The organism is Streptomyces sp. NPDC005574 (assembly GCF_040605435.1).
Lineage (GTDB): Bacteria > Actinomycetota > Actinomycetes > Streptomycetales > Streptomycetaceae > Streptomyces.
This window is the reverse complement of sequence record NZ_JBEXCW010000080.1, coordinates 1,236-24,792: the sequence shown is the minus strand read 5'-3', so window position 1 is coordinate 24,792 and position 23,557 is coordinate 1,236. Positions and strand designations below refer to the sequence as shown.

The 23,557-nt window shown below is 71.1% G+C and carries 2 protein-coding genes (1 of these 2 running past the window's edge); both read left to right on the top strand.

Annotated elements, in window-relative coordinates; translation table 11 throughout:
* Positions 1–6,944: the 3' portion of a non-ribosomal peptide synthase/polyketide synthase gene (locus tag ABZT03_RS33640; protein ID WP_356046494.1), read on the top strand. Its footprint begins 11,659 nt before the window's first position; only the last 6,944 of its 18,603 coding nucleotides appear in the window; its start codon lies off the left edge, out of view; it ends in the stop codon at positions 6,942–6,944.
* Positions 6,944–23,557, top strand: coding sequence for an amino acid adenylation domain-containing protein (locus ABZT03_RS33635; protein ID WP_356046492.1), 16,614 nt, complete (start codon positions 6,944–6,946; stop codon positions 23,555–23,557). The genes ABZT03_RS33640 and ABZT03_RS33635 overlap by 1 nt, the downstream gene beginning before the upstream one ends.

Sequence of the window (23,557 nt, the reverse complement as noted above, 5' to 3'; positions counted from 1 at the left end):
GTCGGATACAGATTCTGGGCCGGGCGGACGATCAGGTGAAGGTCCGCGGCTTCCGGGTCGAGCCCGGCGAGGTCGCGGCGGTGCTCGCCACGTGCCCGGGGGTGTCTCAGGCCGCCGTGGTTGCTGACGCCGGCAGCTTGACCGCCTACGTGGTCCCCGCCGACATCGCCGGCGCCGACTCCCTGGCCGCGTCGGTGAGGGCATTCGCGGGACAGCGTCTGCCGGAGTACATGGTGCCGTCGGCAGTGGTGGCGCTGGACGTCCTCCCGCTGACCTCGAACGGCAAACTCGACCGCAGAGCACTGCCGGCTCTCGACCGCGCCGCCTCCGGCTCGCGGGCGCCGTCGACGCTCCGCGAGGAGCTGCTGTGCCAGGTCTTCGCTGAAGCGGTCGGCCGGGACTCGGTTGGGGTCGACGACGACTTCTTCGCCCTGGGCGGCCACTCGCTGCTCGCGGTACGCCTGGTCTCGCGGATCCGGGTCGTGCTCGGCATCGAGGTCACGGTCCGCACTCTGTTCGACTGCCCGACGGTGGCCACACTGGCAGCCCGTCTGGAGCAGGCCAGCCCGGCCCGCGTGGCGTTGACGGCGCGCGCGCTCCCGGAGCGGGTGCCGCTGTCGTTCGCGCAGCGACGGCTGTGGTTCCTGACCCAGTTGGACGGCCCTGGTCCGACCTACAACATCCCGATGGTCAGTCGGCTGTCGGGAGAACTGGACCGCGACGCGCTGGCGGCCGCTTTCGGCGACGTCCTGGAGCGGCACGAGGTCCTGCGCACGGTGTTCCACGTCGTCGACGGCGAGCCGTACCAGCGGGTGCTGGCACAGGCCGAGGCCGAACGGATCCTCGAGGTCGTCGAAGCCTCATCGGCCACGGTGGAGCAAGGCGTCGAAGCGGTGGCCGCCCATCCGTTCGACGTCTCGTCCGAAGTGCCGGTGCGCGCGGTGCTGTTCGCACTCGGCGACGACGAGTACGTGCTGGCGGTCGTGCTCCACCACATCGCCTCGGACGGTTGGTCGGCGGCGGTCCTGACCCGGGACTTCAGCGAGGCCTACGCGGCGCGCTGTCAGCGCGAGGCTCCGACCTGGGAGCTGTTGCCGGTGCAGTACGCGGACTTCGCGGTGTGGCAGCGAGAGTTGCTGGGCTCGGACAACGACCCGGACAGCTTGGCGTCCCGGCAGGTGGACTACTGGCGCCAGGCGCTGGCCGGCTCTCCGGTGGAGCTGCCGCTGCCGGTCGACCGGCAGCGGCAGCCGATGCCCTCGCAGCGCGGGCACTCGTCGGCTTTCGAAGTCCCTGCCGATGTGCATGCCCGCCTGGCGGATCTCGCTCGATCGCGGGGCGTGACGTCGTTCATGGTGCTGCAGAGCGCTTTGGCGGTCCTGCTGTCCCGGCTCGGCGCCGGGACCGACATCCCGATCGGCGTCGCCACGGCCGGGCGCGTGGACGCCGCGCTGGACGACCTGGTCGGGTTCTTCGTCAACACCTTGGTGCTGCGTACCGACCTTTCCGGGAACCCCACGCTGACCGAGGTGCTGGACCGCGTGCGGGACACGGCGCTGGCCGGGTTCGACCACCAGGACGTGCCGTTCGAGCGCCTCGTCGAGGAACTGGCACCGGAGCGCTCCCTATCCCGGCACCCGCTGTTCCAGGTGATGCTGACGCTGCAGAACAGCGCCCAGGACGGCCTGCGGCTGCCGGGCGCGCGGGCCGAAGCCGTCCGGTACGCGGCGGCGAAGTTCGACCTGGACGTGACGGTGGAGGAGGTGTTCGACGCCGACGGCCGTCCGGCGGGGCTGCGCGGCGCGGTGATCGGCGAGGCCGATCTCTTCGAGCCGGGCACGGTGGCGCAGCTGGCGGAACGGTTCGTGCGCGTGCTCGATGGCATGGCGCAGGACACGTCGACACGGGTCAGCGCCGTGGAACTGCTCGCGGACTCCGAGCTCGAACGGATCCTGGTCGACTGGAACGCCACCGACGCCGACGTGCCGGTGGCCACCGTGCCGGAGCTGTTCGCGGTGCAGGCGGCCCGGCGGCCGGAGGCGGTCGCGGTCACGGCCGGCGGTCAGGAGCTGACGTACGCGCAGCTCGATGCCAGCTCGAACCGTCTGGCCAGGTTCCTGATCAGTCTGGGTGTCGGCCCCGACCGGACCGTGGCGTTGTGCCTGCCGCGCGGCCTGGATCTGGTGGTGGCGCTGCTGGCGGTGCTCAAGTGCGGTGGCGCGTACACCGTGATCGACCCGGCGTACCGGTCGCAGCGCGTGGCCGTCGTGCTGGCCGACGTGGCACCCGTGGTGGTGCTGGCCGCGCAGGACTGCGTCGATGTCCTGCCGTCGAACGCGCCGACGCTGCTGCTGGACGGAGTGGACGTCTCGCAATTCGCGGCGGATCCGGTCACGGACGTGGACCGGTTGGCGGCTCTGCTTCCGGCCCACACCGCCTACATCGTGTACACCTCGGGCTCGACCGGACAGCCGGTGGGCGTCGCGGTGTCGCACACCGGCATCGCGTCCTTCGCGGCCGGCCACGCCGATCTGGTCGGGGTCTCCGGCGCAGACCGGGTGGCCCAGTTCGCCTCGGCGGGGTTCGACACCTTCGGCTGGGAGTGGGTCATGGCCCTCCTGCAGGGGGCCGCGTTGGTGGTGGTCCCGGAAGAGGCTCGTCTGGGCCCTCCGCTGGCGCGCTTCCTGACGGAACAGGCGATCTCCGTGGCGACCCTTCCGCCCGCCGTCCTGAGTTCGGTCGACGCGGCGACGGTGGCGAACACCGTCCGGGTGATCGCGGCCGGGGAGGCGCTGACGACGAAGGTGATGGCCTCCTGGTCCACGGACCGGGTGATGTTCAACTCCTACGGCCCTTCGGAGACGACCGTGGACGCCACGCTGTGGCGCTGCGAGCCGTCGAGCGCCCGGGTGCTGATCGGCGGCCCGGTGTTGAACACGGCCGTGTTCGTACTCGACGACGCCTTGCGCCCGACGCCTCCGGGATCGGTCGGAGAGCTCTATCTGTCCGGTATCGGGCTGGCCCGGGGCTATCTCCGGCAGGCGGGCCTGACCGCGGAGCGGTTCGTGGCCAACCCGTTCGCCGGGTTCGGCCAGCGCATGTACCGGACCGGCGATCTGGTCCGGTGGACCCACGAGGGGGCGATGGAGTTCGTCGGACGGGCCGACGGCCAAGTCAAGATCCGGGGAATCCGCGTCGAACCCGGCGAGGTGCGGGCGGTGGTGTCCGCGCATCCCGCGGTCGACCAGGCCGTAGTGATCGTCCGGGAGGACACGCCAGGCGACAAGCGCCTGGTCGCCTACGTGGTCTCGGACGGCGACTGCGATCCGGCCGCCGTACGCGCGTTTGCCGCGGAACGGCTGCCGGAATACATGGTGCCGTCGGCCGTGGTGCTGCTGGATGCGATCCCGCTGACGGTGAACCGGAAACTGGACCACTCCGCCCTGCCCGCCCCTGAGTACTCGGCTTCGGCCGGATCGAGAGGGCCCGCCACTGTGCACGAGGAGCTGTTGTGCCGGGCGTTCGCCGACGTGATCGGTCTGGACGCAGTCGGCGTCGACGACAACTTCTTCGCCCTGGGCGGCCACTCGCTGCTGGCGGTGCGGCTCATATCCCGCATCCGGGCCGTCCTGGGCGTTGAAGTTACTCTCAGGACCGTGTTCCAGAACCCGACGGTCTCGGCACTTGCCGGTCAGTTGGGACAGTCGGGTACCGCGCGGACGGCGTTGACGGCGCGGGATCGTCCGTCGCGGGTGCCGCTGTCGTTCGCGCAGGGCCGCCTCTGGTTCCTTGGGCAGTTGGAAGGCCCGACCTCGACCTACAACATCCCGGTGGCCTTGCGCATGTCCGGGCGGATCGATCCGGAGGCGCTGGGCGCCGCGCTGCGGGACGTCATCGGCCGTCACGAAGTCCTGCGGACCATGTTCCCCGTCGTCGACGACGAGCCTTCCCAGCTGATCCTTGCGGCCGACAGCGTCGACTGGCAGCTGACCACGACAGTGTTCGACGAAGCCGACCAGCTGGAAGCCGCAGTCGCCCGGGCCGGTACCGAGCCGTTCGACCTGGCGGTCGACCTGCCGATTCGGGCATCGCTGCTCACCGCCGACGACGACCACGTCCTGGTGGTGGTGCTGCACCACATCGCCTCCGACGGCTGGTCCGCGGCCGTTCTGGTTCGGGACGTGTCGGTGGCGTACGCCGCCCGGGTCGCCGGGGAGGTCCCGCAGTGGGCTGATCTGCCGGTGCAGTACGCGGACTTCGCGCTGTGGCAGCGGGATGTGCTGGGTTCGCCGTACGACCCGGAAAGCGTCCTGTCGCGGCAGCTGAGGCATTGGCGTGAGGCACTCGCCGGCCTGCCGCAGGAGCTGGAGCTCCCTGTCGACCGGGCACGTCCGGCGGTGACGTCGAATCGCGGTGGCAACGTCGAGCTGGCGATCCGGGCGGATCTGCACGCCCGACTGGCGCTGCTCGCCCGGCAGCAGGGCGTGACGATGTTCATGGTGCTGCACGCGGCGCTGGCGGTGCTGCTCGGCAAGCTGGGAGCCGGCACCGACATCCCGGTCGGCTCCCCGGTCGCCGGACGCACAGATGAGGCGCTGGACGATCTGGTCGGTTTCTTCGTCAACACCCTGGTGCTGCGTACCGACCTGTCCGGCGACCCCGACTTCCTGGAGGTGCTGGCGCGGGTGCGGGAAGCCGGGCTGTCCGCGCTTGAGCACCAGGACGTGCCGTTCGAGCAGCTCGTGGAGGATCTGGCGCCGGAGCGCTCACTGGCCCGGCACCCTCTGTTCCAGGTGATGCTGACCGTGCAGAACACCACCGAGGCCAGACTCGACCTAGTCGGCTTGACCACCGACGTCGTGATCCGGGACGCCGGGACGGCGAAGTTCGATCTGGCGCTGACGGTGACGGAGACCGTCGACGAGTCGGGTGCCGCGGCTGGTCTGCACGGAGCCGTGACGTACTCGGCCGACCTCTTCGACGTCGAGACGGCACGTCTTCTGACGCGCCTGTTCGTGGCAGTGCTGGACGCGATGGTCTCCGATCCCGCACAGCGCATCGGCGCTCTGACGATTCTGGAGCCCGCCGAACGGCACAGAGTCCTGACCGAGTGGAACGACACGGGTGCCGGGGCGTCGGAGCTGGTGCCGGAGCTCTTCGCGGGGCAGGCGGCGCTGACGCCGGACGCGGTCGCCGTCGTGTGCGGCGGTGTGCGGCTGACGTATGCCCAGGTGGACGAGCGCTCGGCGCGGCTGGCGCACCGGTTGCGGGCGTTGGGCGTCGGTCCGGAGTCGACGGTGGCGACGGCGCTTCCGCGCGGCGTCGACCTGATCGTGGCGGTGTGGGCGATCTGGCGGGCCGGCGGGGCAGTGGTGCCGCTGGACGTCGAGCATCCGGCCGAACGGCTCGGCACTCTGATCGCGGACTGCCGGGCCTCGGTCCTAGTGGGCTCCTCCGAGGTCTTGGACGAACTGCCGACCGGCCGCGTGGTCACCATCGCGCTGGACGATCCGGCGACGGCCCGCGCGGTGGCGGCGTGTCCGGACCGGGCACCGGCGCTGGCGGCGGACGCCAGGGGACTAGCCTACGTGATCTTCACTTCGGGATCGACGGGCCAGCCGAAGGGCGTGGGGGTTTCGCACGGGGCTCTAGCGGCCTACGCCGGCTGGGCGGTGCGCGAGTACCCGTTGTCAGACGGAACCGTGCTGCACTCCTCGATCGCGTTCGACCTGACACTGACCAGCCTGGTACTGCCGTTGCTGGTCGGCGGCGCGATCACGATCTCGGTCGAAGGCGGCGTGCAGGGCTTGGCCGAAACAATCTCCGCGGGCGGCCGGTTCGGAATGGCGAAGGTGGTGCCCGGACACCTGCTGGTGCTCGGCAAGATGCTGGACGCCGCCGAGCTGGAATCCGCCGCCCGATGCTGGGTGGTCGGAGGGGAGGCACTGCCTCCGGCCACGGTCGCCGATCTGCTGGCCGCCGTCCCGGATGCCGTGCTCGTGAACGAGTACGGGCCCACCGAGGCCACCGTCGGCTGCTGCACCTTCACGGTGGACGCGGCGACGACTGTGCTGGCCACGGCGGTACCGATCGGCCGCCCGACCCCCGGAACCCGGCTGTACGTGCTCGACGACCGGCTCTCCCCGGTACCGCCGGGCGTTGCCGGGGAGCTGTACATCGCCGGATCCCAGCTCGCCCGCGGCTACGTCGGCCGTCCCGGTCTGACCGGTGAGCGGTTCGTCGCCTGTTCGTTCGCCGCCGGGGAGCGGATGTACCGCACCGGCGACCGGGCCCGCCGGCTCCCGGACGGGCAGCTAATGTTCCTGGGCCGCGCCGACGAGCAGGTGAAGATCCGCGGGTTCCGCATCGAGCCCGGTGAGATCACCTCGGTCCTCGCGACGCATCCCGGTGTCGGTCAAGCGGCGGTCATCGCCCGCGAAGACGTCCCGGGAGACAAGCGCATGGTTGCCTACGTGGTCGCCTACGCGCCCGACGACCCCGCTGCCCTGACCGCCTCAGTCAAGGCCTACGCCGCGCAACGCCTGCCCGAACACCTGGTCCCCACGGCCGTTGTGCTGCTCGAGGCCCTGCCGACGACCGCGAACGGCAAACTCGACCGCAAAGCCCTGCCGGCCCCCGAGGCGACGGTGCCCACCACCTCGCGTGGGCCGTCCAACGAGCGCGAAGAACGACTCTGCCAAGCCTTCGCCGAAGTCCTCGGCCTGCCCTCGGTCGGCGTCGACGACGACTTCTTCGCGCTCGGCGGCCACTCGCTACTCGCACTGCGCCTGGCCGCCCGGATCCGCGCTGCCGCCGGCGTCGACTTCGGAATCCGAACCCTGTTCCAGAACCCCACGGCGGCCGCACTCGCCGCTCTCATCGATTCTCAGAAGCCGGCGAGACCGGCACTACGGCCCATGCGCCGGCAAGAGGAGTCGTCCTGATGATCCCGTTGTCTTTCGCCCAGCGTCGTCTGTGGTTCCTGAACCAGTTGGAAGGGCCGAGCCCGACCTACAACATCCCCGTGCTCGTCAGGCTGACCGGGGAAGTGGATCGCGACGCGCTGGCGGCTGCTTTCGGCGATGTCCTGGAGCGGCACGAGGTCCTGCGCACTGTGTTCGATGTCGTCGACGGCGAGCCGTACCAGCGGATCCTCGACCCGTCCGAGGCCGGCCGCGGCCTGGAGACCGTCGACGTCCACCGAACGGAACTGGCTGCGGCCGTCGAGGCGGTGGCCGCGCACGGCTTCGACCTCTCCGCCGAGACGCCGGTGCGCGCAGTGCTGTTCTCGTGCGGCCCGGACGACCACGTGCTGGCGGTGGTGGTGCATCACGTCGCTTCCGACGGCTGGTCGTCCGGGATCCTGGCCCGGGACTTCGGCCAGGCCTACTCGGCGCGTCGGCAGGGCGGGCAGCCCGGCTGGGAACCGTTGCCGGTGCAATACGCGGACTTCGCGTTGTGGCAGCGGGAGGTACTGGGCTCGGAGGACGACCCGGACAGTGTCCTCTCAGAGCAGATGGGCTACTGGCGCCAGGAGCTGGCCGGGATCCCGACCGAACTGGACCTGCCGTTCGACCGGCCGCGTCCGACGGTGGCCTCGTACGAGGGGCACCGTGTCGAGTTCGCCGTCCCCGCCGACCTGCACGCCGGTCTCACGGAACTCGCGCGGGCCCGAGGCGTGACACCGTTCACCGTGCTGCAGACCGCGCTGGCGATGCTGCTCGGCAAACTCGGCGCCGGCACCGACATCGTCATCGGCTCACCGGTCGCCGGCCGGATCGACGAGCGACTCGACGACATGGTCGGGTTCTTCGTCAACACCCTGGTGCTGCGGACCGACCTGTCCGGCGACCCGACCGTGGCCGAACTGCTGGACCGGGTTTGGAACAGCAGCCTGGCCGGCTTGGAGCACCAGGACGTGCCGTTCGAGCGTCTGGTGGAGGAGCTGGCCCCAGAGCGCTCGCTGTCCCGGCACCCGCTGTTCCAGGTGATGCTGAACGTCCAGCAGCCCGACGGTCCCGGTCTCGAGCTGGAGGGCGCCCGGGTGGCGGCTTTCTCCTCCGCCGCGACGTCCGACCAGGCTGCGAAGTTCGACCTGGAGTTCTCGGTGCACCAGACGTTCGCCCACGATGGCGGCCCGGCCGGGCTGCGCGGTGCGGTGATCGGCGCGGCCGACATGTTCGACCGCGAGACAGTGGCCTGGTTCGCGCGACGCTTCGTGCGAGTGGTGGAGCAAACGGTCGGCGACGCCTCGTCGCGGCTCAGCACCGTGAAGGTGCTGCATGAGTCCGAGCGTCGCCGGATGATGCTCGACTGGAACGACACCGCGGTTGAGACGCCGGCCTGGACGCTGCCGGAGATGTTCGCCGCGCAGGCGGCGCGGACCCCGGACGCACCGGCGGTGATATTCGAAAGCGCTGAGATGTCCTACGCGGAGCTGGATGCCCGCGCGAACCGTTTGGCGCGGCTGCTGATGGCCCGTGGGGTGGGACCGGAGTCCGTGGTGGGCGTCTGCCTCCAGCGTGGCGCCGACCTGCTGGTGGCGGTGCTGGGCGTGCTCAAGGCCGGCGGCGCCTATCTGCCGCTGGATCCCGAGAACCCGGTCGACCGTCTGGCAGTGATGGTGTCCGACGCCGCCGCGGGGTGGGTTGTCACGTCGGCCGCATTGGTGGACTTCGTGTCGGACGGCGTGGATTCCGTCGTGATGGACGATGCCACGGCGCAGTCGGAACTGGCCGCGCTGCCGGCCTCCGCACCAGCCGTGGCGGTGCTCGGGGCGAATCCGGCCTATGTGATGTTCACGTCGGGCTCCACGGGTCGGCCGAAGGGCGTGGTGGTACCGCACGCCGGGATCGTGAACCGGCTGGAGTGGATGCGGAGCGGATACGCCCTCGGGGCCGGCGACAGGGTGCTGCACAAGACCCCGTTCGGCTTCGACGTGTCGGTGTGGGAGCTGTTCTGGCCCCTGACGGTCGGCGCCGCGCTGGTCGTGGCACGGCCCGGCGGGCACCGCGACCCGGCTTACCTGACCGACCTCATGGCGTCCGAGCGGGTGTCCGCCGCCCACTTCGTGCCGTCGATGCTTGAGGTGTTCCTGGCCGACCCGGGTGCAGTGGCCGCTGGCCGGACCTTGCGGCGCGTTGTGTGCTCGGGCGAGGCGCTGCCGGGCAGTTTGCGAGACCGGTTTTTCCAGTTGCTGCCGGACACCGCGCTCGACAACCTGTACGGGCCAACCGAGGCGTCGGTGGAAGTTACGGCTCGACGATGCGACCCGGCCGACACCGGCGCGGTTCCGATTGGCGCACCGGTCGCCAACGCGCGGGTGTACGTGCTCGACAGGCATCTGCGACCGGTGCCGCCCGGCATCGCTGGCGAGCTGTACCTGGCCGGCGTGCAGCTGGCACGCGGCTATGCGAGTCGGCCCGCGCTGACCGGCGAGCGGTTCGTCGCCTGTCCGTTCGCTTCCGGGGAGCGGATGTACCGCACCGGGGACCGGGTGCGATGGCTGCCCGACGGGCAGGTCGAGTTCCTCGGCCGCCTCGACGAGCAGGTGAAGATCCGCGGGTTCCGGATCGAGCCCGGCGAGGTGCAGGCCGTGGTGGCCTCCATGACGGGCGTCGGACAGGCTGCGGTCGTCGCGCGCGACGACGCGCCCGGCGGCCTGCGTCTCGTCGCCTATGTCGTGGCAGTCGACGGCGAGTGCGATCCCGCCGCCGTCCAGGCCTTCGCCGCGAAGCGGCTGCCGGAGTACATGGTTCCGTCGGCGGTGGTGGTGCTCGACGAGCTGCCGTTGACCCGCAACGGGAAACTGGACCGCCAGGCCCTCCCGGCGCCGGCCCACTCGGCCTCGGCCAGCTCGCGGCCGCCTTCCACGCTCCGCGAGGAGCTGCTCTGCCGGGCGTTCGCCGAGGTCCTCGGCCTGGACTCGGTGGGCGTCGACGACGACTTCTTCGCGCTCGGCGGCCACTCCCTGCTCGCCGTGCGGCTGGCCGCTCGGATCCGCGCCGGCCTCGGCGTCGAGATCGGCATCAGGGCCCTGTTCGAGGCTCCGACGGTCTCGGCGCTGATCGCCCACGTGCCACAGGAGGGCGACGTCAGGGCGGCGCTGACGGCGCGGGAGCGTCCTGACCGGATCCCGCTGTCGCCGGCGCAGCGCCGACTGTGGTTCATCGGCCAGGCCGAGGGAACCGACCCTGTATACAACATCCCCACGGTCACGCGTATGTCCGGCGACCTGGACTGCGCCGCGCTCGCCGCCGCCCTGCGGGACGTGGTGGAGCGGCACGAGGTGCTGCGGACGGTGTTCGAGGTCGTCGACGGTGAGCCGTACCAGCGCGTCGTAGAGCTGTCCGAGTCCGGATGGGCGGTGGAGGTCGTCGACGCCACCGAGGCCACTTTGGCCGACACAGAGCGGGCCGTCGCCGAGCTGTCCGCGCACCGGTTCGACCTGTCCTCCGAGCTCCCGGTGCGAGCAGCGCTGTTCACGCTCGGCGCTGATGAGCACGTCCTCGCGGTCGTCATGCACCACATCGCCTCCGACGGCTGGTCGGCGGAGGTCCTGGCCCGCGACGTCTCGGCCGCCTACGCAGCCAGGGCGGCCGGGCGGACGCCATCATGGCACGACCTGCCGGTCCAGTACGCCGACTTCGCGCTGTGGCAGCAGGACGTGCTGGGCTCCGAGGACGATCCCGACAGCGTCCTGACCCGCCAGCTGGGCTACTGGCGCGACGCCTTGTCCGGGGCCCCGGAAGAGCTCGAGCTGCCGGTCGACCGCGCCCGGCCGGCGGCGGCGTCGCACCGCGGCCGCTCGGAGTCGTTCACCGTTCCCGCCGACGTGCACGCCCGGCTGGCCGAAGTGGCACGAGCGCACGCGGTGACGCCGTTCATGGTGCTCCAGACGGCCCTGGCGGTCCTGCTGGCCCGGCTCGGCGCCGGCGAGGACATCCCGATCGGGACAGCGATCGCCGGCCGCACCGACGAGGGACTGCACGACTTGGTCGGGTTCTTCGTCAACACCCTGGTGCTGCGTACCGACCTGTCCGGCGACCCGACCATGGCCGAGCTGCTGGACCGGGTCCGCCGGACGAGCCTGGCCGGTCTGGACCATCCGGATGTGCCGTTCGAGCGCCTGGTGGAGGAGCTGGCCCCGGAGCGCTCGCTGTCCCGCCACCCGCTGTTCCAGGTCATGCTGACCATCCAGCAGCACGGCCGGACCGGACTGGCCCTCCCGGGGATCGCCTTCGAGGGCTTCACTCCGGATGCCGACGCCGGCGAGGCAGCGAAATTCGACCTGCACTTCTCGATGCGCGAGGCGTTCGACGCCGCAGGACATCCCGCCGGCCTGATCGGCGCGGTCGTCGGTGCCGCGGACCTCTTCGACGCCGAGACGGTCACACAGTTCGCCCGGCGTTTCGTCCGCGTGCTCGACCAGGTGGTCACGGACACGGCGGCGCGTGTCGGTGCTGTCGCCGTGACCGACGCCACCGAGGTCGACCGGATTCTGCGCGGGTGGAACGACACCGCGCTGGACCTGCCTGACGTGACCGTGTCGGAGCTGTTCGCCGCGCAGGCCACACGCACCCCGGCCTCGACGGCAGTAGTGACCGAGACCGATGAGATCACCTACGCGGAACTGGACGCGCGCGCGAACAGCCTCGCCCGGCTGCTCATCTCCCGGGGTGTGGAGCGCGGATCGCGCGTGGTGGTGGCGCTGCCACGATCGGTGGAACTGCACGTGGCGCTGCTGGGCGTCTGGCGCGCCGGAGCCGCGTACGTGCCGGTCGACGCGGAGTACCCGCCGGAGCGGATCGCGTACGTCATGGAAGACGCGACGCCGGCCCTCGTGCTGACCGACCTGGCGACGGCCGGGGCACTGCCCGACGTGGGCGTGCCGCAGCTGTGCCTGGATGAGTCGGAGGTGGCAGCCGGGCTTGCGCTGACGGCGTCGGCGCCGCTCACCGACGCCCAGCGCGGCGGGCCACTGTCACCTGTTCTTCCGGCGTACTCGATCTACACGTCCGGATCGACGGGACGGCCCAAAGGCGTCGTGATCTCCCAGGGCAACCTTGCCAACTTCCTGATCGACATGACCAACCGGCTCCCGTTGACCGAGCAGGACACCTGGCTCGCGATCACCACCGTCTCCTTCGACATGGCGGTGCCCGAACTATACGTCCCGCTGCTGACCGGCGCGCGCCTCGTCATGGCCGCCCGCCGCACCGTCCTGGACCCGGTGGAGCTGGTCCGGGTCCTGCTCCGGCACCGGGTGACGGTGCTGCAGGCTACGCCGTCGCTGTGGCGCGCCGTGCTCGCCGAGCATCCCGACGGCATCGCCGGGCTGCCGCCGCTGCGGGTGCTCGTCGGCGGCGAAGCGGTGCCGGGGCACCTGGCGCTGGAGCTGTCCGGTCTCGGCGAGGTGACGAACCTCTACGGCCCGACCGAGACCACGGTCTATTCGACGGCCGGCCCGGTAGATCCGGCGGTCGTGGCCGTCGGGGAACCGCCGATCGGCCGGCCGGTCGCGAACACTCAGGTCTACGTGCTCGACAGTGCACTGCGACCGGTGCCGGCCGGCGTCGCCGGGGACCTGTTCATCGCCGGCGCCGGAGTAGCGTCCGGCTACTGGAATCGGCCCGGCTTGACCGGCGAGCGGTTCGTGGCGTGCCCGTTCGGCGCTCCAGGTGAGCGCATGTATCGCACCGGGGACCGGTCCCGCTGGCTCGCAGACGGGCAGCTGATGTTCCTGGGCCGCGCCGACGAGCAGGTGAAGATCCGCGGCTTCCGGATCGAACCGGGCGAGGTGGCGGCGGCGGCGGCCGCGCACCCCGGGGTCGCCGAGGCCGCGGTCGTGGCCCGCGAGGACATGCCCGGCGACAAGCGGCTGGTCGCGTACGTGGTGTCGAACGGCACGGACGCCGGGGACGCGGACGCCGAGCTCGCAGGCTCCGTCCGCCGGCTCGCGGCTGAACGCCTTCCCGCCTACATGGTGCCCTCGGCGGTCGTCGTGCTTGACGCACTGCCGCTGACGCCCAACGGGAAACTGGACCGCAGGGCCCTGCCGGCACCGCAGTACACGCTCACTGTCGGGCGGGCACCGTCCACACCGCGTGAGGAGTTGCTGTGCGGGGTGTTCGCCGAGGTGCTCGGCGTGCCCTCGGTCGGCGTGGACGACGACTTCTTCGGCCTCGGGGGGCACTCGCTGCTGGCGGTTCGCCTGGTGTCCAGGATCCGTGCCACCCTCGGGGTCGACGTGAGCATCCGGACTCTGTTCGAGAACCCCACTGTCGCCGGTCTGACGGCGCACACAGCCGCGGCTGGCCCGGCACGGGTCGGGCTGGAGGCTCGCGAGCGTCCCGACCTGATCCCGCTGTCCCACTCGCAGCGCCGACTGTGGTTCATCGACCAGCTGACCGGGCCGAGCACCACCTACAACGTGTCCGCGGGCCTCCGGTTGAACGGGCCGGTGGACCGGGACGCCCTCGGCGTCGCGCTGCACGACGTCGTCGCCCGGCACGAGGTGCTGCGGACGATGTTCGGGGCGGTGGCCGGCGAGCCGTACCAGCGGGTCGTCGATCTGGCCGAGTCCGGCTGGGACCTGGAGGTCGTCCAGACCTCCGAGGCCGACCTGGAGCGGGACGTCGAAGTGGTGCTCGGGCACGAGTTCGACCTGGCCCGGGAGCTGCCGATTCGCGCGGTCCTGTTCGCCCTCCGGCCGAACGCCCACGTCCTGGTGGGAGTCATGCACCACATCGCCTGCGACGGCTGGTCGCTGCGCGTGCTCGGCGCCGACTTCGAGACCGCCTACGCGGCCCGGAGCAATGGCCGGTCTCCGGAGTGGGAGACGCTGCCCGTCCAGTACGCGGATTACGCGGTCTGGCAGCAGGAACTTCTGGGCTCCGCGGACGACCCGGAGAGCCTGATGTCCCGGCAGCTCGCGTACTGGCGCGAGGCGCTGGCCGGCGTCCCGGCCGAGCTCGACCTCCCGACCGACCGATCGCGTCCGGCCGCCCCGGTCAGCCGCGGGTACCGTGGCGACTTCGATGTCTCGGCGGACCTGCACGCCCGGCTCCTGGAAGTGGCGCGCTCGCGTGGCGTGACCCTCTACATGCTGGCCCAGGCCGCCGTGGCGGTCATGCTGTCGCGGCTGGGCGCCGGGACGGACATCCCGATCGGCGTGCCGACTGCCGGCCGCGCCGACGTGGCGCTCGACGATCTCGTCGGGTTCTTCGTCAACACCCTGGTGTTGCGCACCGATCTGTCCGGCGATCCAACGCTGGCCGAGGTGATGGACCGGGTGCGGGAGCGCGCCCTGGCCGGCTTCGACCACCAGGACGTGCCCTTCGAGCGCGTCGTCGAGGAGGTCGCGCCTCGGCGCGCCTCGGGCCGCAATCCGCTGATCCAGGTCGTGGTCACGGCCGCGGTGGACGCCAACGCCATGGACCTGGCGCGCGTCGGGAGCGAGCGCGTCGACGTCGGCCTGCTGGAGGTGAAGTTCGATCTCGACATCGTGGTGGGGCAGGTGTTCGGCGACTCCGGCGCCCCGGCCGGCATCCACGGTGCGCTGTACGGCGCCGCAGACTTGTTCGACCCGCAGACGGTCGCCGGCCTGGCGGTCCGTCTCGAGCGGGTGCTGGAGTGCTTCGCCGACGATCCCGGGGCGCGGGTGAGCGAGATCGACATCCTGCGGCATTCCGAGCTGGACCAGGTGCTGGCCGAGTGGAACGACACCGGCGCCGAGGTGCCGGTGGCAGCGGTGCCGGAGCTGTTCAGGGCGCAGGCGGCGCGGACGCCGGATGCGGTCGCGCTGGTCGGTGCCGGCGGCGAGGTCACCTATCGCGAGTTGGACGCGCGGTCGGACCGGCTGGCCCGGTTCCTGATCGGGCAGGGTGCGGGCCCCGACCGGGTGATCGCGACGGCCCTACCGCGGGGCGTCGACCTAGTGGTGGCGCTCCTCGGCGTGCTGAAGTCGGGTGCGGCGTGTCTGCCGGTCGACACCGCGCTGCCGGCCGACCGGGTCGCGTTCATGATGGCGGACGCGGAGGCCGTGTACGTCCTCGATGAGCTTCCCGCAGCCGTCCTCGCCGACGACGCGGCGGACGGGGCCGTGCGGTTGCCGGCGGTGGCGCCGGACCAGCTCGCGTATGTCATCTACACGTCTGGTTCCACCGGGCGGCCGAAGGGCGTGGCGGTCTCGCACCGCGGCGTGGGCGCCCTGGTCGCGGCCCAGGCCGAGCGGTTCGGGATCGACGGCGCCTCGCGCGTGCTGCAGTTCGCGTCGGTCGGGTTCGACGCGGCGGCGGCCGAGATACTGGTCACGCTGTGTTCGGGTGCTGTTTTGGTGGTGGCGTCCGCGGAGGACCTGCTGCCTGGTGCGGCGCTGGCGGCCACTGCGGACCGGTTCGGGGTGACCCATGCGACGCTGCCGCCAGCCGTGCTGGCTGCGATGGCTCCGCGCGAGCTGGCGTCAGTGTCGACGGTGGTCTCGGCCGGCGAGGCGCTGGACAGCAAGGTAGCCGAGCGGTGGTCGTCGGGCCGACGGCTGATCAACGCCTATGGCCCCACCGAGACGACCGTGTGCGCGACGATGAGCGCGCCGCTGGCGCCCGGGGAGCAGCCGGTGATCGGGCGGGCGGTGTCCGACAGCAAGGTGTTTGTGCTGGACGCGTTCCTCAAGCCGCTGCCGGCGGGCGTCGGTGGCGAGCTGTACGTGGCCGGGGCGGGGCTGGCCCGCGGCTATCTGGGGCAAGCGGGTCTGACCGGCGAGCGGTTCGTGGCGAACCCGTTCGACACCGGGCAGCGGATGTACCGGACCGGTGACCGGGCCCGGTGGACGCCCGACGGCCGCCTGATGTTCCTGGGCCGTGCGGACGAGCAGGTGAAGATCCGCGGGTTCCGCATCGAACCGGGCGAGGTTCGGGCCGTTGTAGCCGCGGTGCCCGGCGTGGAGCAGGCCGCAGTCAACGCCCGAGAGGACACGCTGGGGGACAAGCGTCTGGTCGCATACGTCGTGGCCACCGACGGCGACCAGTCGGCCGCCGCTAAGTCAGCACTCGTCGAATCCGTCCGGTCGTCCGTGGCCTCCCGGCTGCCCGGCTACATGATGCCCTCGGCCGTCGTGGTGCTCGACGCGCTGCCGGTCACGCCGAACGGAAAGCTCGATCATCGAGCCCTGCCCGTCCCTGACTACGGCGCCGCCACGGGACTGCGTGGCCCGACCACGCCGCGTGAGGAACTTCTGTGCGAGGCCTTCGCCGAGGTTCTCGGCCTGGACTCGGTGGGCCTCGACGACGACTTCTTCGCCCTCGGCGGGCACTCGCTGCTCATCGTCCGGCTGGTGGAGGTGCTGCGCTCGCGTGGAGTGACGGTATCGGTGCGCGCGCTGCTCGACACCCCGACCGTGGCCGGACTGGCCGCGGCGGCGGGCCGCGATTCCGTCGCCGTGCCGCCGAACCTGATCCCGGCGGACGCCGCCGCGATCACCCCGGAGATGCTGACGCTCGTCGGCCTGACGCAGGAGCAGATCGACACGATCGCGGCTGGGGTCGACGGCGGCGCGGCCAACATCGCCGATATCTACCCGCTGGCGCCGCTTCAGGAAGGAATGCTCTTCCACCACCTGCTCGCCGGAGACGGCCACGAGGACGCGTACGTGTCGCGTACGGTGCTGGAGTTCGACATCCGGACCCGGCTGGACGCTTTCGCCGCAGCCGTGCAGAAGGTCGTCGACCGACACGACATCTACCGCACTTCCATCGTCTGGGACGGACTCGACGAGGCGGTTCAGGTCGTGTGGCGCCGCGCCACGGTCCCAGTTGCCTACGTCGCCCCGGCTTCCGGAGCCGATCCGGCCGAGCGGTTGATCTCGACAGCGGAACCGACCATCGATCTGCATCGGGCACCGCTGCTTGACCTGTCGGCGACGACGGGCCCGGACGGTCGGGCGTGGCTACTGATCCGCGCGCACCACCTGCTGCAGGACCACCTCGGCCTGGAATCCGCCATCGCTGAGATCTTCGCGATCATGGCGGGGCGCGAGGCCGAGCTGGCCGAGCCGCTACCGTTCCGGGAGTTCGTGGGCACCACGCGGGCCGCCCGAGATCCGCTCGGCGACGAGCTGTTCTTCGCCGAGCTGCTGGCCGGCGTGGACGAGCCGACCGCGCCGTTCGGACTGCTGGACGTCCTGGGCGACGGGAGCGGCACGGTCCGCGGCCACGTCGGCCTGGGGCCGGAGCTCAGCGAGCGGATCCGGCAGGTCGCACGCCGGCTCGGGGTGAGCGCCGCGGTAGTGCTGCACGTCGCCTGGGCGCGTGCGCTGGCCGCGATGTCCGGGCGCTCGGACGTGGTGTTCGGAACCGTGCTGTCCGGCCGGCTGGACGCGGGCGCGGGTGCGGACCGGGTCGTGGGCCCGTTCATCAACACCCTGCCAGTACGGGTGCGGCTGGACGGCACCGGTGTGGTGGGCGCGGCGGCTGGGATGCGTGTCCAGCTGGCAGACCTGCTCGAGCGGGAGCAGGCGTCGCTGGCCGCAGCGCAGCGCGCCGCCGGGTTTGCTGGCGGGACTCCACTGTTCACCTGCCTGTTCAACTACCGGCACGGTACCCACTCGTCCGCGGAGAAGGGCCGCGAAGGGATCCGCGCCGACTCCACCCGGTCGCGCAACAACTATCCGCTGACGGTGTCGGTGGACGACGACGGCGAGTTGCTCGACGTCACGGTCGACGCGGTCGTCTCCGTCGACGCCGCGATGGTGGCCGAACTGATGCGTTCGACGGCGGCGAATCTGACCGGTGCGCTGGAAGCGGCGCTGGACGGCGGACCGGAGACGTCGTTGGGCGCCCTCGACATCGTCGATGACGACACGCGTCGACACGTGCTGACGCAATGGAACGGCACGGCCGGCCCGTTGACGCCTCCGACGCTCCTCGAGGCCTTCGCCGCTCAGGTGGCCCGGACCCCCGACGCTGTCGCGGTGGTGAGCTCCGGGGCGGAACTGAGCTATGCAGAGCTGGACGCCCAGGCCGACCGGCTGGCTCACCATCTGTACGGACTCGGTGTCGGCGCGGACAGCGTGGTGGGTCTGCGTCTTCCGCGAGGCTTGCGGACGATGGTAGGAATCCTCGGCGTCTGGAAGGCCGGGGCTGCGTATCTGCCCATTGATCCCGGACACCCGGCCGAGCGGATCGAGTTCATGCTCTCGGACAGCGGAGCCTCCGTCGTGGTGGACGACGCGATGGCCGCGACGGCGCTGGCAATGCCGCCGACGGCCGTGCCGCGGATCCGTTCGGCGCGCGACGGCCTGGCGTACGTCGTCTACACGTCGGGTTCGACGGGTCGCCCGAAGGGCGTGGGGGTCACTCAGGCCGGGTTGGCGAACTATCTGGCCTCGGTGCCGTCCCGTCTGGCGTTCGCCGAGAGGGGCGGCCGGTATGCGCTGCTGCAGGCGCAGGCAACCGACTTGGGGAACACGGTGGTGTTCGCGGCGCTGGCGGCCGGCGGCGAGTTGCACGTGCTGGACGAGCAGGCGGTGGCGGATCCGGCGGCTGTGGCCGCGTACCTCACCGAACACAGCATCGACTTCTTGAAGATCGTCCCGTCGCATCTGGCAGCGTTGGCGAGCGCTCAGGGAATCGAACCGCTGATTCCGGGGCGAGCGCTGGTCCTGGGCGGGGAGGCGACGCCGCCGGTGTTGGCGGCGCGGGTCCTTGCCGCCGCCGGTGATCGCGCGGTGGTCAACCACTACGGCCCGACGGAGACCACGATCGGTGTGCTGGCCGGGCAGCTCGACGGAGTGTGGCCGGTCGCCAACACGCGAGCGTTCGTGCTGGACGCCGGCCTATGCCCGGTTCCGCCGGGAGTGGCCGGCGAGTTGTACGTGGCCGGCGCCCAGTTGGCGCGCGGCTATGTGGGCCGTCCCGGTCTGACCGGTGAGCGGTTCGTGGCGTGCCCGTTCGATGCCGGCGAGCGGATGTATCGGACCGGCGATCTGGCACGGTGGCTGGCCGACGGCCGGATGGAGATCCTGGGCCGTGCGGACGATCAGGTGAAAGTCCGCGGGTTCCGGATCGAGCCGGGCGAGGTGGCGGCGGTGCTGTCCGGTCACCCAGGCGTATCGCAGGCTGCTGTGAGCGTCCGAGACGACGTCCTGATCGCCTACGTGGTTCCCTCCGACAGGGATGTGGCTCTGGCCGTCACTCTGAAGGACTTCGCCGCGCAACATCTGCCGGAACACATGGTGCCGTCGTCGGTGGTCCTGCTGGACGCCCTACCGCTGACCGCCAACGGCAAACTGGATCGCAAAGCCTTGCCTGCCGCGCAGTCGGACTTCAGCGCCCCGTCCGCCGCCGAAACCACTGCCGGAACCGGCTCGAGGACGCCGTCCACGCTCCGCGAGGAGCTGCTGTGCCAGGCGTTCGCTGACATCCTCGGTCTGGATTCGGTCGCCGTCGACGAGGACTTCTACGCCCTGGGCGGCCACTCGCTGCTCGCCATCCGGCTGATCTCCCGGATCCGCGCGGTCCTCGGAGTCGAGATGTCCATCAGGACCCTGCTCGAATTCCCGACCGTCGCAGGGCTGGCGGCCCAGCTGGGACAGGCCGGCCCGGCCCGCGTGGCACTGAAGGCGCGTGAGCTCCCCGAGCGGGTGCCGCTCTCCTACGCCCAGCGCCGGCTGTGGTTCGTTGCCCAGGTCGAAGGCCCGAGCCCGACCTACAACATCCCCATCGTCGTCAGGCTGACCGGGGAAGTGGACCGGTCTGCGCTCGCCGCGGCGCTGAACGATGTGCTGGAACGGCACGAGGTTCTGCGCACGGTGTTCGAGGTCATCGACGGCGAGCCGTACCAGCGGATCGTCGACCTGTCGGAGGCCGGCTGGGCGATGGAGGCCGTCGAGACCTCCGAAGGCGATCTGGACCGGTCCGTGGCGGAGGTCGCCGGGCACCGCTTCGATCTGTCGTCCGAGCTGCCGGTGCGCGCGGCGCTGTTCGCGCTGGGCGCCGACGAGTGCGTGCTTGCCGTGGCGGTGCATCACATAGCCTCCGACGGATGGTCGGCAGCACCGTTGGCGCGGGACTTCGGCCACGCCTACGAGGAGCGTTGCCAGGGCAGGGCGCCGAGCTGGGAGCCGTTGCCCGTGCAGTACGCGGACTTCGCGGTCTGGCAGAGGGAAGTGCTGGGATCGGACGATGACCCGGACAGCCTGGTGTCCCGGCAGATCGGCTACTGGCGGCAGGCGCTGGCCGGTTCTCCGGTGGAACTGCCTCTGCCGGTCGACCGTCCGCGGCTGGCGGCGCCTTCGCGCCGCGGCCACACAGCGGACTTCGAGGTGCCCGCCGAACTGCACGCCCGCGTGGCCGACCTAGCGCGTGCACGGGGTCTGTCACCGTTCATCGTGGTGCAGGCCGCCCTGGCCGTGCTGTTGTCCCGGCTGGGCGCCGGGACCGACATCCCCATCGGGGCCACAATCGCCGGCCGGCCCGATGAGGGGCTCAACGACCTCGTCGGGTTCTTCGTCAACACCCTGGTGCTGCGGACCGACCTGTCCGGGGACCCGACGCTGGCCGAGGTGCTGGACCGGGTCCGGGCCACGACGTTGGCCGGGTTCGACCATCAGGACGTGCCGTTCGAGCGCCTCGTGGAGGAACTGGCGCCGGAGCGCTCCCTTTCCAGGCAGCCGCTCTTCCAGGTCGTCCTGACCAAGCAGGAGAACGTCGAAGCGGCCCTCGACCTTCCCGGGATCGGAATCCAGGGTGTCGCCGCGGTGCGGACGACCGCCAAGTTCGACCTAGACGTCATGGTCGGCGAGTCCTACGACGCGGACCACCGCCCGGTCGGCATCCGCGGTTCGTTCACCGTCGCCGCAGACCTCTTTGACGCCCCCACCGCCGAAGCGTTCGCCGAGCGCTTCGTGCGAGTCGTCGGAGCGGTGGTCGCGGACCCCTCAACGCGGCTGAGCGCCTTGGACATTCTCGATGAGTCCGAGCGGCATCTCGTCCTGACGGAATGGAACGACACCGCCGCCGACGTCCCGACCGCTCTGGTCCCGGACCTGTTCAAGGCCCGCGCGACACAGACCCCTGACGCGATCGCGCTGGTGTCCGGCGTCGGCGAAGTGTCCTACGCCGATCTGGACAGGCGTGCCGAGGAGCTGGGGCGGGAACTGCGTGCGTCGGGAGTCGACACCGGCGCGGTGGTGGCGCTATGCCTGCCGCGCGGGGTCGAGATGATCGCGGCACTGCTCGGTGTGTGGCGGGCCGGGGCGGCGTACCTGCCGATCGATCCGGACCTGCCGACCGAGCGGATCGCGTTCCTGCTGGCGGACGGCCGGGCGGCGGCTGTGGTGACGACCGTCGAGCTGCTGGGCGACCTGCCTTCAGGCCAGCTGCGGACCATCGTGGTGGACCGGGCCGGGCGCGGATCCGCGCCGGCCGCTCAGCAGGCGGGGTCGACGTCGATCCCGGCTTCGACCAGCCCGGACGACCTGGCGTATGTCATGTACACCTCGGGGTCGACGGGGCGGCCGAAGGGAGTGGGCGTCACGCACGCGGCTCTGTCCAACTACGTCTCCTCGTTCGGGGAACGCGTCGGGTCCGGAGCGCCCGGTGACGGTTACGCACTGCCCCAGGCACAGAACACGGACCTCGGAAACACACTGCTGTTCGGTGCTTTGACCACCGGCGGCGTCCTCTACGTCCTCGGCGCGGACATCACCCTCGATCCGCAGGCGATGGCCGACTACATGACGGCGCACCGCGTCGACTTCGTGAAGTTCGTCCCCTCCCACCTGTCCGCTCTCGGCAGTAGTTCGGCCGGCCTCGCGGCGCTGCTGCCGCGGAAGGGCCTCATCCTCGGCGGCGAGGCCGCTCCGGCGGGCTGGCTCGGCGAACTCATGGCTGTCGCGGGCGACCGCGTCGTCATCAACCACTACGGACCGACCGAGACCACTGTCGGCGTGGCCACAGCCGCTCTCGATGCCACGGCGTCGGCCCGGGCCGCTGTGCCGATCGGGCGGCCGCTGGCCAACACCCGTATGTACGTCCTCGATGAGCGGCTGCGGCCGGTTCCGGTGGGGGTCCCGGGCGAGCTCCACATCGCCGGATCGCAGCTGGCCCGCGGCTATGTGGGCCGCAGTGCCTTGACTGCGGAGCGGTTCGTGGCCTGTCCCTTCGAGGCGGGCCGGCGGATGTACCGGACCGGGGACCGGGCCCGCTGGTCGGCCGACGGCCAGATCGAATTCCTCGGACGGTTCGACGACCAGGTGAAGATCCGCGGGTTCCGCATCGAGCCCGGCGAGGTACGGACGGTCCTAGAGGAGCATCCGGGGGTCGCGCGTGCGGCCGTGGTGGTCCGCGAGGCCGCTCTGGTCGCGTACGTCGTGCCGACCGACACGGATCCGGGCGATCCGGATGAGGTTGCCGCGCTGTCGGACGGCGTCCGCGGCTTCGCGGCACAACGCCTGCCCGACCACATGGTCCCGGCCACGGTCGTCGTCCTCGCCACGCTTCCGCTGACGGCGAACGGCAAGCTCGACCGCGCGGCGCTCCCGCTGCCGGAACTCGCCGTCGCCAGCACCGACAGCAAGCCCACCACCGAGATCCAGACAGTGTTCTGTGACATCTTCGCCGACGTCCTCGGCCTGGAGTCGGTGGGCGTGGACGACGACTTCTTCACCATGGGCGGCCACTCGCTGCTCGCCGTCACGCTGGTGGAACGGCTCAGCGAACGAGGCGCGTCGCTGTCGGTGCGCAACGTCCTGGTCGCTCCGACGGTGAACGGCCTGCTGAAGCAGATGTCGTTCTCGTCGGTCCGGAACGCCTTCGACGTCGTCTTGCCCATCCGCACCCGCGGCACCGAACCGCCGCTCTTCTGCATCCACCCGGGAGGCGGCGTGAGCTGGTGCTACCTGCCGCTGGCCAGGCAGGTCCCGCAGGAGATCCCGCTCTACGGGATCCAGGCGCGCGGTCTCGACGGCGGCGGCGAGGTGGCCGGCTCGGCCCGGGAGATGGCGACGTACTACCTGGAGCAGATCCGCGCGATCCAGCCGTCCGGCCCCTACCGGCTCCTGGGTTGGTCCTTCGGCGGCAACCTGATCCACGAGATGGCCGTGCAGCTCCGTGCCGCGGGCGAACAGGTCGGCGCTTTGGTGCTGCTGGACGCGTTCCCGCCGGTCCGTCGCGAGGCCGGCGACGACCTTGAGGCCTCGGGCTCGGAGCCTTCGGAGGCTTTCGAGGAGCTGCGGCGCCAGCTGCGCCACGAAGCCGGAACCGTTCTGGGCGCGATCTCCGACGAGGAGGTCACCAACCTGGCGACCGTGTTCCAGAACAACAGGAGGCTCATCCGGGAGCACGACTTCGGGGTCTTCGACGGCGACGTACTCCTGGTGCGTGCCGCCGACACGACCAGAGGCGCGGCCGACGCGGAGCTGTGGCGACCGTACGTGTCGGGGGAGATTGTCGAGACGAGTCTGCCGTGCTCGCACGCCGAGATGCTCGATCACGCCGTCGTGGAACAGCTCTGGTCCGCGATCTCATCGGGATTCACCACGGAGAAGGAAGGAATCTGA

Bases quoted from the DNA above. Each gene is read 5' to 3' on its own strand.
- ABZT03_RS33635 (WP_356046492.1), top strand. From the start codon at position 6,944: ATGATCCCGTTGTCTTTCGCCCAGCGTCGTCTGTGGTTCCTGAACCAG.